General features: G+C 37.4%; 10 protein-coding genes. 4 read left to right on the top strand and 6 right to left on the bottom strand.

Annotation, left to right across the window (positions count from 1 at the left end; all coding sequences use genetic code 11):
- Nucleotides 1-74: 74 nt before the first annotated feature.
- A complete protein-coding gene (locus MY533_RS14525) occupies nt 75-1,763 on the top strand; it encodes a methyl-accepting chemotaxis protein (protein WP_248716532.1) in 1,689 nt (562 codons plus the stop codon).
- Between the two features lie 409 nt (nt 1,764-2,172).
- Here the strand turns inward: MY533_RS14525 and MY533_RS14520 are convergent, their stop codons facing one another.
- The 5 genes from MY533_RS14520 to MY533_RS14500 all read right to left on the bottom strand — a co-directional run bounded on the left by MY533_RS14520 (nt 2,173) and on the right by MY533_RS14500 (nt 8,234).
- Nucleotides 2,173-2,352 (bottom strand): FeoB-associated Cys-rich membrane protein, encoded by a 180-nt coding sequence (locus tag MY533_RS14520; RefSeq protein ID WP_132356796.1) that lies wholly within the window; start codon nt 2,350-2,352, stop codon nt 2,173-2,175.
- Nucleotides 2,353-2,362: 10 nt separating this feature from the next.
- On the bottom strand, nt 2,363-4,342 hold the full coding sequence (feoB, locus tag MY533_RS14515; protein WP_248716531.1) for a ferrous iron transport protein B: 1,980 nt from the start codon (nt 4,340-4,342) through the stop codon (nt 2,363-2,365).
- Entirely contained in the window at nt 4,339-4,566 is a 228-nt protein-coding gene (locus MY533_RS14510) for a FeoA family protein (protein WP_142509835.1), read from the bottom strand. The genes feoB and MY533_RS14510 overlap by 4 nt, the downstream gene beginning before the upstream one ends.
- 108 nt (nt 4,567-4,674) lie before the next feature.
- A complete protein-coding gene (locus MY533_RS14505; RefSeq protein ID WP_248716530.1) occupies nt 4,675-5,379 on the bottom strand; it encodes a response regulator transcription factor in 705 nt (234 codons plus the stop codon).
- A 137-nt stretch (nt 5,380-5,516) separates the two neighbouring features.
- Complete coding sequence (locus MY533_RS14500; protein WP_248716529.1) at nt 5,517-8,234, bottom strand: sensor histidine kinase; 2,718 nt, start codon at nt 8,232-8,234, stop codon at nt 5,517-5,519.
- 372 nt (nt 8,235-8,606) lie between these two features.
- Between MY533_RS14500 and kdpA the strand changes: the two genes are divergently transcribed.
- The 3 genes from kdpA to kdpC all read left to right on the top strand — a co-directional run bounded on the left by kdpA (nt 8,607) and on the right by kdpC (nt 13,204).
- Nucleotides 8,607-10,310 (top strand): potassium-transporting ATPase subunit KdpA, encoded by a 1,704-nt coding sequence (kdpA, locus tag MY533_RS14495; protein WP_248716528.1) that lies wholly within the window; start codon nt 8,607-8,609, stop codon nt 10,308-10,310.
- A gap of 174 nt (nt 10,311-10,484) precedes the next feature.
- Nucleotides 10,485-12,548: a potassium-transporting ATPase subunit KdpB gene (kdpB, locus tag MY533_RS14490; RefSeq protein ID WP_248716527.1), complete on the top strand. Its 2,064-nt coding sequence runs from the start codon at nt 10,485-10,487 to the stop codon at nt 12,546-12,548.
- 11 nt (nt 12,549-12,559) lie between these two features.
- Nucleotides 12,560-13,204, top strand: a complete 645-nt coding sequence (kdpC, locus tag MY533_RS14485; protein ID WP_248716526.1) for a potassium-transporting ATPase subunit KdpC — start codon at nt 12,560-12,562, stop codon at nt 13,202-13,204.
- Between the two features lie 59 nt (nt 13,205-13,263).
- Here the strand turns inward: kdpC and MY533_RS14480 are convergent, their stop codons facing one another.
- A complete protein-coding gene (locus MY533_RS14480) occupies nt 13,264-14,319 on the bottom strand; it encodes a 2,3-butanediol dehydrogenase (RefSeq protein WP_248716525.1) in 1,056 nt (351 codons plus the stop codon).
- Nucleotides 14,320-14,777 lie beyond the last annotated feature (458 nt).

Here is a 14,777-nt window from a genome sequence, read left to right as displayed (position 1 = left end):
CATTAATGTAAATAAATTGTTAAAATATTTTCTATCAGACTAAACTATTAGAGGTTAAAAATAGGAGGTATTTTGTGTCAATTAAAGTAAGAAGTATAGTGTCGTTTGGCCTTATCGTAGTATTAGTTTTAATTATGGGGGTATTTCAGCAACAAAATGCTAAATCTCAACTGGAACAAGTACATTTGATGAAAGAAAAAACACTTCAAACGACGTTATTAGCAGATGAGATGAAGTTAGCAGTTGTACAGGTTCAGCAGTATTTGACTGATATTAGTGCCACAAGAGCACTCGATAATTTAGATGATGGATTTGAGCAAGCAGAAAAATATAGCAAAATCTTTTATAAAGATTTGGAACAAGTGAAAAAAATGCATCAGGAAGACCAGGAAAGATTAGATGCGATTAAAATAGCGTTTGATGAGTATTATAGTACGGGTCAGAAAATGGCTCATCGTTATATTCAAGACGGGCCTGAGCAAGGGAATAAAATGATGCTTGAATTTGATACTACTTCAGTTGAGATTAATGACAAAGTAGATTTGTTTCAACAAGAAAATATTACAGACATGCAAAATTCTTTAGCACATGTGGATAAGCTTATTAATAATAATAAACAGTGGTTCTTATGGATGTTCTGCATTATTTTATTGATTTGTGTAGTAGTTGGGATTATATTTGTGCGTTCCATCGTTGTCCCTGTAAATAAGCTAACTTCTGCAGCAAGGGTCATTGCTAAAGGTGATTTATGTCAAAAGGATATCGAAGTTAAAACGAAGGATGAAATTAAAGATTTGGCCGATTCTTTTAATTTGATGAAGTCTAATTTACATTCACTAATACATAGCATGACGGCAAATGTTGTGCATACATCATCAGCGGCTGAAGAACTAGCAGCAAGTACAGAAGAAATTTCAAATTCCTCACATGATATTGCAAACCTTGTAGAGAGAATGGCGATTAGTGATACCCAAGCGGCTGTTACAGGTCGTGAAAGTTCGATAGCAATGGATGAAACCGCTCAAGGTGTTCAACGTATTGCTGAGGCTACTCAAATGCTTCATTCTAAAGCAGTAGACACACAATCTATTGCAAATGATGGTGAAAAAACGTTGCATATTGCAGAAAACCAAATGTCAATTATCCAACAATCTTCAAATACAACAAATGAACGTATTAAGAAGCTAAGTACGCAATCAGCTGAAATTGTTAATATTACGAAAGTAATTACTGACATTACTGAGCAAACAAATCTTTTAGCATTAAATGCTGCGATTGAGGCGGCTCGTGCAGGAGAACATGGTAAAGGCTTCGCGGTCGTAGCAGATGAAGTGCGTAAATTAGCAGAGCAATCCAAAGCTTCTGCCAATCAAATAGTAGATGTAATAGCACTTATTCAGCAAGAAACAAAAGAAGTAGAAAATGCCGTAAATGTAACAGTATTGAATGTAGACGAAGGTGTCACATTTATTCAGAATGCCCAAAATGCCTTCGATGGGATTTTAAAGGCGATTAGTGATATGACATCTCAAATCGAGGATGTATCTGCTTCTACGCAACAAATTTCTGCGAGTACTGAAGAAGTGACAGCATCGGTCAATGAAATGTCCTCTTCTTCCAAGCATGCTGCACAACAGTCTGAAACAATAGCAGCGACAATAGAAGAGCAAACTGCGACTATTCAAGAAATTAACGCTGTTGCTAAGGCATTAAGTGAAGAAGCGGTGTCCGTGAAGGAAGAAATCAATAAATTTAAAATATAAGGATCATTACCCAAATGTGTAGTTTATTTCCGTTCAACTGAACGCTTTGCTTTCGCGTAGAGCAAAGCTTCCTGAGGGTGTCCAATGAGCCGCTTTCACTCGCGTTGCACGCTCTAGGTTCTTGGATCAACAGATGTTTAAAGCGGAGCGGCAGCAGTAACAAACGATGTTGGTCGCGAAGGCGTTATCACAAGATGTGATAACGCCTTCGTTCTGATCCTCAAGGAGTTCAGCCCAGCTTCACTATACACAGTAACAAATGTCATCACTAACTTTTGGTGATGAAACATTTAAAGTACGTTTCTAATACTTAGGCTTTAGAAGAAAGCACTTCATGTCTAAAAGCTCACAAAAAAGTGAGGTAGTTCCAATGGAATTTTCCATTTGGAATTACCTCGCTATATTTTATTTATTTAGTATTAAAATCTTCCAATTTGGTAGGAGGGACACAAACGTTAGAGGAACAACTCTTCTGTAATGAGCATGATGCGCATTTGCCCTTTTTCTGCTTCTTAATGCTCTTATATAAAGTAATACCAGCATAGCCAAATATAATACTACCGATTAAGATATTAATTAATAAAGTCATCCTCTACACCTCACATCAATAAATTCCCAATACCATAAATCATAAGTGCAATGAGATAAGCTACAACAAATGGATAGATGGTTGCAAATAAAGTCCATTTCACAGACTGTGTTTCCCTTTTTATTGCGCCTACTGTTGCTAAACAAGGCATATAAAGTAATACAAAGGCCAAGAATGTATAAGCACTTAAAGCAGTAAAATGAGTTGTCATTGTAGCGGATAATACACCTTCACTTACACCATAAATAATCGCCATTGTCGAAACAATTACTTCTTTTGCCAGGAATCCAGCAATAAGGGATGCACCGGCTTGCCATGTTCCAAAGCCAAGAGGGATAAACAGCACACCAAAAGCGCCCCCAATAATTGCTAAAAAGCTGTCATCCATATTGACATTAGCACCATGTGGTCCAAGATAAGAAAGAAGCCAAATAATAACGGAGCCAGCAAAGATAATAGTACCAGCTTTGCGGAAAAAGCCTTTCCCTTTTTCCCAAGTGGAACGCCAAAGTGTTTTAAGTTGTGGTACATGGTAGGCTGGTAACTCAACGAAAAATACGGAAGTTTCATTTTTTAAAATCGTCATTGATAATATTTTTGTTACAATAAGCGCTATGACAATACCCATAACATATAGCGAGAATACTACTAATGATTGATGTGCAGAAAAGAATGCAGCACCGAACAAAGCATATACAGGTAGCCTTGCTGAGCAGCTCATAAACGGCGCAACAAGAATTGTTAATAGTCGTTCTCTCGGCTGTTCAATTGTACGCGCAGCCATTACACCTGGAACATTGCATCCAAAGCTTACAATCATCGGAATAAAGGCTTTCCCGTTTAGACCGAAAAATTCCATAAGGCGATCCATTACAACCGCAATTCTCGCCATATACCCTGAATCTTCTAATAGTGAAATAAAGAAAAATAGGACAAAGATTTGCGGAATGAAAACTAAAACACCGCCAACACCTGCAATGATACCATCACATATTAAATGAACAATAAAAGGAGCTGCACCAATAGCTTCTAAGCCATGAGTAACAGCATCTGAAAGAGGGCCACTTACAAAGCCATCCAGGAAATCCGAAAGAGGGGTACCAATCCATGCAAACGTTGCTTGAAACATTAAAAACATAAGCGCTAGGAAAATCGGAACACCTAAAATTGGATGTGTTAGAATTTTATCAACTTTCTCTGACCATTGAGTTTCACTTTTCTCTTGTATAATTACTTCGCTATTGATGGTAGAAATATATAAATCACGTTTTTTAGCAATCGCTTTATTTACTGGTTCTCCTATTTGCTTCTCTAAAGCATCTCGCATAGAAGCTAGCTTTTCAAAGTATTCCTTGTCTTGCAAATAAGCGTCAACAGCGTCATTTCCCATTAAAAATTGAATCGTACACCATCTTCTTTGTTCTTCAGGAACATGCTGTAACAATGCTTCAATTTTTGAGATACCTTTTTCAATGACGTCATCATAGGCTAATGTAAAACGTTGTTGAGTACGATCTGAGGCTTGAATAGCAGCATAAATACCTTCGACACCTTTACCCGTACGAGCACTTATTGGAACAACAGGTACTCCTAAAGAACTTTGTAATTTCTCGACATCAATTGAGATGCCTTTCTTTTTCGCTACGTCTATCATATTTAAACAGATGAAAACAGGCTTTCTAAGTTCAAGTATATCTACTGTTAATTGCATATTTCGTTCGAAATTTGAGGCATCGATAATATTTAAAATTCCATCTACCTGATCCTCCAGTAAAAAGGAAGTAACAACACTTTCATCCTTTGAAATAGGGTTAAGCGTATAGACACCAGGTAAATCAATTATTTCTTTTTGTAATTTTTTTACTTGTCCTACTTTTTTTTCAACGGTTACGCCACTCCAATTGCCAACATATTCATATGAATTTGTCAACGTATTGAACAATGATGTTTTACCGATATTCGGGTTTCCTATTAAAGCTAATCTACTCATACTTGTTCGACCTTTATATCCATTAAATCTTTTTTTCTAAGCCCGATTTTTTGTCCTTGACATTCTAATATACAAGCTCCAGAAAACCATCCTTTTTGGATCATACAAACCTGACAACCTTCTTTAATACCAAAAGCGTTTAAACGTTTACATAAAAGAGTGTCAATTTGCTGTAGATCTTTCACTTTAACTTTTTCACCCAATTGAACAGCGTGAAGGTTCATAAGATCTACCTACTTTCTTGTCAGTGATAATCATTATCAAATAAATAGTATCATTTTTTATCCAGTCAATCAATAATAAGTTTGCCGTCTAAAGTAATATTAGAATAGCTATGCTTCATCGTGACAACGAAGCATTCTGTACCCAACGCGGACATGTGTTTGGATGAACTTTGGATTAGCTGGATTATCCTCTATTTTCTTTCGAAGAGTAGCCATAAAAACTCTTAAACTCGGAACATCCGATTGAAGTGCGTTATGCCAAACTTCCTTTAAAATAAAATTATGCGTTAAAACTTTGCCGACATGCTTTGATAAAATAACTAAAAGCTTATATTCAATAGGTGTCAAATGTACTTCTTTGTCATGTACAAACACTGTATTTGCCGCGTAGTTTATTTGTAAATGGCCATTTACAAAGATAGAGGGTTCATTTTCTAGCTGATGCTCAAATGACATTCTTCTCAAAGCTACTCGAATTCGGGCTAATAGCTCTTCAACACTGAAAGGCTTTGTAACATAATCGTCTGCACCGGCATCTAAAGCATTGATTTTATCGTGCTCTTCGCCGCGTGCACTAACTACGATAATAGGTGTTTGAGTCCAGCTTCTTATTTTCGTAATAAGCTCTACACCGTCTATGTCTGGTAGTCCTAAATCCAAAATAATAACGTCTGGATTCATGGCGAGAGCCTTTTGTAAAGCACTATTACCATCTCTAGCAATGTCAAATTCATATTGCTGAGTAGTTAATGTCATTTTAATTAAATTGCCAATGGCTATATCATCTTCTACTACTAGAATTCGTTTATTCATCGAAATTCATTACTCCTTTTTAGTTTCATCACCATAAACGTGTCGTTGATTTCAATACCGACTCGTGCTTTTTGGGGCATTCGCTTAGGATAGCCTCTGTGGCACTATGTTCTACTCCAATCAACTTATACAAACGCTTAATAAATATTATCGCTAACCTTTGGTAAAGGGCTTTTTTTCAGTGAAAAATTAAAAATTGTTCCTTTTGGTTTATTATCCGAAACTGTTATTTCACTTCCGTGTAATTTTAATATAGTTTGACATAGCGCTAGGCCTAAGCCTAAGCCTCTTCGACTATCGCTCCGCTGTACTTTTCCGGTAGTAAATGGCTCAAAAAGGTTGTTTTTTATAGAATCGTCAATGCCAGGGCCATTATCTGCAATGCTAAAGTTTACGAAACGTTCAGATTCTTTGACCATTATAGTAATAACACTGCCTGAAGGTGTATAGGTCAATGCATTATCAATAATATTAATTAGAACTTGAATAATCAGTCGTGCATCCATTACAGCAAATAAAAATTCTGGTTCAATTTGATAGGATATTTCATGTGTATTGTTTAGACGAACGACATGCGTTAATGCCTCTTGAATAATATCTTCTACAAGTTCCAATTGCATCTCCATTGCAAATTGTCCATCTTCTAACTTAGACACAGCAAGTAAGTTTTCAACCATTTGTACAAGCCATTTCGAATTTTTATAAATATCCTCATATATTTTGCTTTTTTCATCCTCTCGAATTTGAGATGCACTAGATAGTAATATATCTGCATTACCGGAAATAGCAGTTAACGGTGTTCTTAAATCATGAGAAACTGCGCGCAAAAGGTTTGCTCGCATTTGCTCCATTTCAGCTTCTCTAGCTACTTCTGCATTGAGTTTTTGTAAATACCATTTATCAAGTGCGAATGAAAAATCATTCATAATGGCATGCAAAATATTACGCTCAAATGCAGGTAATGGTGATTGCTTAGACAGTGCAATACCGATAACGCCTTTAACACTCCCGTTTGAAATAACCGGTAAATAGTAGGCATTCACTTCAGGAAATATGTCAGTGGAGACGCCTGCGACATGCTTATTATTGATAACCCAGCTTACTACACCATGCTCATTCGGATTGTCAAAGAGGGATGCTATCTTCTTATTTTCAATACTAGATATGCTCTCGGTACGGAAAAAAATAGAGTTCACAATTAAGTTATTTTCTATCTCAAAAAATTGTACTGGTTTTTCTACTAATTTAACGATTTGTGACATGCCTTCAATAATAATTTCTTCTATTGACTTAGCATGTTGAAGTCTACGATTTGTATCAAGGAGCACCTCCATTCGATAAGATTTACGAACAGCGACAATGGTTTGCTCCTTTATTTTTTTCGTTAAGCTACTCGTAATCACTCCTGAAAGGAACATGATCACAAAGGTCATCGGATAATCACGATGATAGGCGTTAAATGAAAATCGCGGTTCTGTAAAAAAATAATTAAAAAGTAGTACTGCTAGGATGGAGCTAATAATGCTCATCATCCATCCCGATGACCAAATGGCAAGAATTAAAACACCTAAAATGTAGATAGTGATAATGTTTGAGTCGCTAACGCCAATTGTGAAAAAATATAGCCCTACAACTGATACTATGCCAAATACAACAGCCATTTTTAATAAGTCATGCCATTCAAATGACAGCTTATTTTTTACAGTAGGGAAGTAGAATTGTTCGTTTTCCTGATCAGGGACTATATGTATGGCTAAATTCGGCACAAATTCGTTGAGTCGATCGCTAATTTTGGTGTTTGGTCGCCACCATTTTTTTCTCATGCTAGTTCTACCGATGACTAATTTTGTAACACCACTAATTTGTGCATAGTTAGCAAGGGCGACAGCTACATCATCTTCCTGAACAATTACGACATGGCCCCCAAGCTGTTCAACAAGCTTTATATGCTGCTGAAGTCGTTCAGAATTTGCGTTACTCCTGTCGTGCTCCTGAACGTTTTGAACGTAAAGAGCTGTAAATTTCCCATGTAATGCCTGTGCTAATCGCGCAGTAGTTCGAATAACTTTGGCATTCGTAGGAGAGCTACTAATACCCACAAGTAAATGCTCTTCGATTTGTACAGGATGCTTTATAGATTCGTCGCTGTTTACTTGCTTATAGTTAATCGTATCTGCAGCTCTTCGTAATGCAATTTCTCGAAGTGCTACTAAATTTTGTTTGCGAAAAAAAGATTGCAACGCTTTTTCAGCTTGTTGTTTTACATAAATTTTGCCTTCTTGTAGGCGTTGAATTAACTCATCTGGTTCAATATCGACAATTTTTATTTGTGCAGCTTGATCAATTAAATAATCGGGAATACGCTCTTGAACCTTTATTCCGGTTATTTCTTCTACTAAATCATGTAGGCTTTCTATATGTTGAATATTTACGGTTGTATAGACATGAATGCCCTTTGCCAGTAATTCCTCTACATCCCCAAAACGTTTCTTGTGACGCATCGTTAGAACATTGCTATGTGCCAATTCATCTATAATGACAATTTCGGGTTTGCGCTTTAGTACTTCATCAATATCTAATTCCTGAAAAGGTTTCCCTTTATAAATTATTTTTTTCGTAGGAATTTGCTCAAGTCCTTCGAGTAAAGCTAACGTATCTGGACGAGGATGTGGTTCTACATAGCCAACTACCACATCTTTACCAAGTTTTTTTGCTTGATGTGCTGCATCTAGCATTGCATAAGTTTTACCTACGCCAGCAGCATAACCGAGAAAGATTTTTAACTTCCCTATAAATTGTTCTTCCTGTTGAAGCCTCGCTAAAAACGTCTCTGGAGTTGGACGTGTATTTTCCATCCTCTTTCACCTCAATTGTATTATAGCGTTATCTTCCATTAAGAAAGTATTAAGATTTTTCCTCTTTATAGTTTCTTAATAGAAAAAGAGATTTCCTAACACTACATTAATTTGAAAGTCAGTATGATGAGAGCATCCAAATAAAGGAGGGTGCACGATTGATGGACTTTTATATGATTGGCTTACTCATCATAAGCTTTGCGAGTCTATATGCATTAACAGCTTGGTGCTTTAGGTTAGTCGGTGAAAAGTAAGGAGGAATAAAAAATGTGGATTGTTATGGGGATTGTACTTGTATTCCTTTTCGGTTATCTAGGGCATGCATTACTTTATCCTGAAAATTATTAATAGGCTTGTAGGAGGTATTGCGGTATGTGGCAAATCGCCATCGTATTAATTATTTCTTTACCAATCGTTATTTTAACCGGTCATTATTTATTTCGGGTGACGATGCAACAAAAAACATGGCTTGATCCAATAATGGACAAATTTGATGGATTTATTTATAAAATATGTGGCATTAAGCAAGTAGATATGACTGGTAAACAGTATGTACTTTCATTAATTTTGTCGAATGCCTTTATGGTGTTTATTGGATACTTTCTTTTACGAATTCAAGCTATGTTGTTTTTAAACCCAAATGATATTGACAATATGGAAGCAACACTGTCATTTAATACCATAATTTCATTTATGACGAATACCAATCTTCAGCACTATAGTGGCGAATCAGGACTAAGTTATTTATCACAAATGCTAATCATTATTTTTATGATGTTTACATCTGCAGCTACTGGTTATGCAGCTTGTATGGCGTTCTGCCGTCGTCTTGTTGCTAAAACCGACACGATTGGTAATTTCTTTGTGGATTTTGTGCGTGTTATCACACGTGTGTTAATGCCTATAGCTATTGTTGTGGCCATTATTTTAGTCTCTCAAGGTACACCACAAACCTTGAGTGCGAATAAAACTGTACAAACAATAGAAGGTAAATTACAAGATATTGCACTTGGACCTGTAGCTTCTCTTGAATCTATCAAGCATGTTGGAACAAATGGTGGTGGCTTCAATGGGGCGAATTCAACAACACCTTTTGAAAATCCAACGGTCATTTCTAATATTGTGGAGATGCTTTCTATGATGCTATTACCAGGTGCTTGTGTAGTTGCCTTTAGTTTAATGGTTGCATATGGAAAAAGGAAAACGATCTTTGGAAAGCAAGGGCTCGCCATTTTTGTGGCAATGAGTGCGCTGTTCCTAGTTGGATTGGTGACAGTATATGTTGCGGAGAGAGCGGGTAATCCAATCATTCATGAGCTCGGAATGGCACAGGACCTCGGAAGTATGGAAGGAAAAGAGATGCGCTTTGGGGTGGCACAATCTGCGTTATTTACGACAGTGACCACTGCTTTTACAACGGGGTCTGTCAACAATATGCATGATACATTAACGCCGCTTGGTGGTCTTGTACCGATGTTTAATATGATGCTAAATGTTGTGTTTGGAGGCAAGGGAGTCGGCCTGATGAACATGATGATGTATGTGTTATTAACAATTTTTATCGCCTGTTTGATGATTGGTCGAACTCCTCAGTTTTTAGGTAAGAAAATTGAAGAGAAGGAAATGAAGCTAATTACACTTTGTATTCTCATCCATCCTGCTATTATTTTGTTATTTTCAGCGCTTGCAGTACTAACACCGTCAGGAGTAGCAGCCATAACGAATCCTGGTGCACATGGGTTATCTCAAGTTCTTTATGAATTTGCATCTGCCTCAGCAAATAATGGCTCAGGTTTTGAAGGATTAGCTGATAACTCAACATTTTGGAATGTGACGACAGGGCTTGCTATGTTCTTCGGACGTTATTTGACGATTATTATTCAACTAGCAATAGCGTCCCTACTAGCGAAAAAAATGATTCACAGTGACTCGATAGGGACATTGAGAACAGATAATACTATTTTCACATTTTTACTTGTTGCTATCGTTTTAATGATTGGTGCTCTTACATTTTTACCGGCATTAGCACTTGGGCCAATTACGGAGCACTTACAACTTTATTTTCATTCAGCTTAAGACTCCGCCTCTGAATGTGGTGAGATGAATGCGGATGTGGTTCCTTTTAAATTACTACTGAAATAGAGGAAAGTCTAAAAACGCCACGTCCTGTGGCAATTTATCTGCGCGAAAGCGAAGCGTCAGCGGCAATTACGCCAAGGCGAAATTGATTTTTAATAAGGAGAGACACCTATGGAAACAGCTAGAAAAGGTTTGCTTACGGGCAATATGCTAAAAAGCTCGATTATAGACGCTTTAAAAAAATTTAGTCCATTATATATGCTGAAAAATCCTGTTATGTTTGTAGTAGAAGTAGGGTTTATGTTTGTGCTTCTATTAACCCTCTTTCCGAATATGTTTGGTAGTGAAGTGGTAGAACATGCTCGATTGTATAATGCAATCGTCGCTAGCATTCTTTTTGTAACTATTCTATTTGCAAACTTTGCCGAGTCGATTGCTGAAGGGCGAGGAAAGGCACAAGTTCAAACGTTAAAAAACACAAAAACAGTTACACAGGCTCGTGTTTTACTTAGTGATGGCTCTGAAATACTTAAACAGGCGCATGAACTAAAAAAGGGCGATATTGTTTTAGTTCAGGCAGGTGAGGTTATTCCAAATGATGGTGAGGTTATGGAAGGCATTGCGACAGTAGATGAATCGGCGATAACAGGTGAATCTGCGCCTGTTGTAAAGGAGCGGGGAGGAGATTTTTCATCAGTTACAGGTGGTACGACGGTTACGAGTGATTGGTTGATGATCGAAATTACTTCGATGCCTGGAGAATCATTTTTAGATAAAATGATCACACTCATCGAAGGAGCCAGTCGTAAAAAAACGCCAAATGAGATAGCACTCAATACACTTTTAGTAAGTTTAACGATTATTTTCTTATTAGTTGTTGTGACGCTCTATCCAATGACAGCTTATTTAAATGTACCGATTTCCATCGCAACATTAATTGCCCTTACAGTTTGTTTAATTCCTACAACCATTGGTGGATTATTGTCGGCAATCGGTATTGCAGGAATGGATAGAGTTACTCAGTTTAATGTGATTGCGATGTCTGGAAGAGCCGTAGAGGCGTGTGGAGATGTAGATACATTAATTTTAGATAAAACCGGAACTATTACTTATGGAAATCGCATGGCAGCTGAATTTCTCCCAGTAATAGGGGTGGAAAGTAAAGATTTAATGCAAGCTGCATGGCTTAGTTCTTTAACAGATGATACACCTGAAGGAAAGTCTATTTTGTCACTTGCTTGTGAATTAGGCGTGAATATAGACGGTGAAGAAGACATTATTAAGTCAAGTGAACATATTCCCTTTACCGCACAAACTCGTATGAGTGGTTTGGATAGGAAGGATGGCACAAAAATTCGAAAAGGAGCCTATGATACGATAAAAAAAGAGAGCCTAAAAGCAGGTCATAGCATTCCTACAAATTTGGAACAGCTGATTCAACAAGTATCTTCTGTTGGTGGGACACCACTCGTAGTAGCGTTGAACAATAAAATTTTAGGTGTCATTTACTTAAAGGATGTCGTGAAGGCCGGACTCAAGGAACGCTTTGAACAGCTTCGAGCAATGGGTATTAAAACGATCATGTGTACAGGAGATAATCCACTAACCGCAGCAGCCATCGCAAAGGAGGCAGGGGTGGACAGCTTTATAGCAGAAAGTAAGCCAGAAGACAAAATTCAAGTGATTAAAGATGAGCAGGCACAAGGGAAAGTAGTAGCTATGACTGGTGACGGGACGAACGATGCCCCTGCATTAGCACAAGCTAACGTAGGTCTTGCCATGAATTCGGGAACGAATGCAGCAAAGGAAGCTGCGAACATGGTCGATTTAGATTCAAATCCTACTAAAATTATTGAAGTTGTAGAAATAGGAAAACAGTTGCTCATGACGCGGGGGGCATTAACAACTTTTAGTATTGCAAATGATATCGCAAAGTATTTTGCTATTATTCCAGCCATGTTAATGGTCGCAGTACCAGAGATGGGTAAATTAAACATTATGAATCTCAATTCGCCATCTAGTGCAATTATTTCTGCTTTAATTTTTAACGCAGTGATTATACCACTATTAATACCTATTGCAATGAAGGGTGTAAAGTATGAGCCGATGAGTGCTACAAAGTTATTAAATAAAAACTTACTTGTTTATGGTGTAGGTGGAATTATTGCTCCCTTTATTGGCATTAAATTGATTGATTTACTAGTGGGACCACTATTCCATACGTTTGGCTTATAGGAGGAAGGTACATGCAGAAATTTTTTGAGAACTCAAAGCAAGCATTACTCATCACAATGACAATGTTCGTGTTATGTGGTTTTATATACCCATTTGCAGTAACTGCATTAGCTCAAGGGTTATTTCATCATAAAGCAAATGGAAGCTTAATAGAAGCGGGTGGGGAAGCTGTTGGTTCAGCATTAATTGGTCAAGCTTTTACTGCCCCGGAATATTTCTGGGGGCGTGTTTCATCTGTTAACTATAATGTCTATACGAAAGAGGATACGATACCAGATGAAAATGGCCAGGTGAACTATAGTGGTGTTAGCTCTGGAACATTTAACTATGCACCATCCAACCCAGCGTTAAAGAAACGGATAGAAGCAGATATCGAGAAGTTTTTACTAGCAAACCCATCGGTAAAACGACAAGACATACCTGCTGATTTAATGACCGCTTCAGGCTCAGGTTTGGATCCACATATTAGTGTGAAGGCTGCAGAAATACAAGTCGACCGAATTGCCCAAGCAAGTGGGCTTGCGAAGGATGACATTGAAGAAATTATAGAAGAAAATACAGAAAAACGTACATTAGGTACTTTTGGAGAAAATAAGGTGAACTACCTAATGGCCAATTTAGATATTATGAAAAAAATGGAGAAAAAAGAGGGTTAACAAAATTAAAAACAGGTAGAGAAAAGATTCTTCGTTTTCTCTACCTGTCACTCTATATATTAAGCTTGTGAATTGACAAGGATTTTAATATGGTTTTTTTCTTTCATTAGTGCCTCGAAGCCTTCTGTCACGACTTCATCAAGAGCAATTCGTTTCGTTACAAGTTTTTCAGCAGGGAAGTAACCTTGTTTCATTAATTCCATTACGGCTGGGAAAATATCGCGATATGCAATGATACCTTTTACAGAACGCTCTGTTAGTACGATATTGTTTGGCAGAATAGAAGCTGCAGTTTCCCAAATTGACACGATAATTGTTTCTCCTTCAAATGTTGTAGAATCAATAGCTTGCTGTAATACTACAGGAACACCTGTTACTTCAAATGCGACATCTACGCCACCATTTGTTAATTCATGGAGACGAGCAACTGCATCCTCATCTTTAGGATTAATAACTGCCGTAGCGCCAAGCTCTAATGCTTTAGCAGCACGCTCGGCAGAAAGCTCCACCGCATAAATTTCGGCTGCTCCAGCTGCACGTAATGCTTCGATTACAAGAAGACCGATTGGCCCAGTACCGAAGACAGCTGCTGTATCGCCAGCTTTTAGTTTACTTTGACGAACTGCATGTAATGCTACTGCCGCTGGTTCAACAAGTGCACCTTGTTCATAGGAAAGACCCTCAGGCATTTTGTGTACCATTTTTTCATCTACCATTGTATATTCAGAGAAACCACCACCACCGCCAGAAAGACCGTGGAACCCTAAGTGTTTACAAATATTGTATTTCCCTTTTTTGCAAGCTGCACATTCGCCACATGCAAGAATAGGTTCTACAACTACAGGATCTCCAACTTGAACTTTTGTCACATGTTCTCCAATTTCTACTACTTCACCAGAGAACTCATGTCCCATAACAATTGGCGCAATATCTTTACTTACATAGTGAGGTTGTTCCACTGGTATGAATATCGGACCGGCTGCGTACTCATGTAAATCACTGCCACAAATCCCTGTCCAATGTACTTTAATTTTTACTTTTCCAGGTGAAATTACTGGTTCTTCAATGTTTTCTACACGGATGTCTTTTGCTTTATACCATCTTGCTGCTTTCATAATAAGTCAACCTCCTCTAGTATCTTACATTTTTATCGTAACATATGGTAATTCCTCAAGGCATTGGTTAACAATAAATTGACATAAAAAATACTAATTTTTGGCTGTTTCCAACAGCATTATAGTGCTTTGAATATAAAATTATAGGTTGAGTCACTTCGATTGGGTACTCTCACGGGCTTGATTTCAATTCCAGCGTCATAAGTACGAGTAACTAACAGCAGCAAAATAGTATTAAAGCTATGGTAAACATATGAATAAACGTGATTAAATTATAATGGAAGCAAACTATAGAAGTTTCGCGAAATGGGAATGTCGAGGTCTTACGATAAAATTACGACAATGTAATCAGAACGTAGCGTTTGTCACAGGTCTTAGCGCTTTTTTTATTGCATATTTACTGCATTTCGAGTAACTTTGATAAGGGCTTCGCTACAGCTATGATAAAAATATAAAAT

This window comes from Lysinibacillus sp. Ag94 (assembly GCF_023242215.1).
Lineage (GTDB): Bacteria > Bacillota > Bacilli > Bacillales_A > Planococcaceae > Lysinibacillus.
This window is presented reverse-complemented; position numbering and strand designations above follow the sequence as displayed.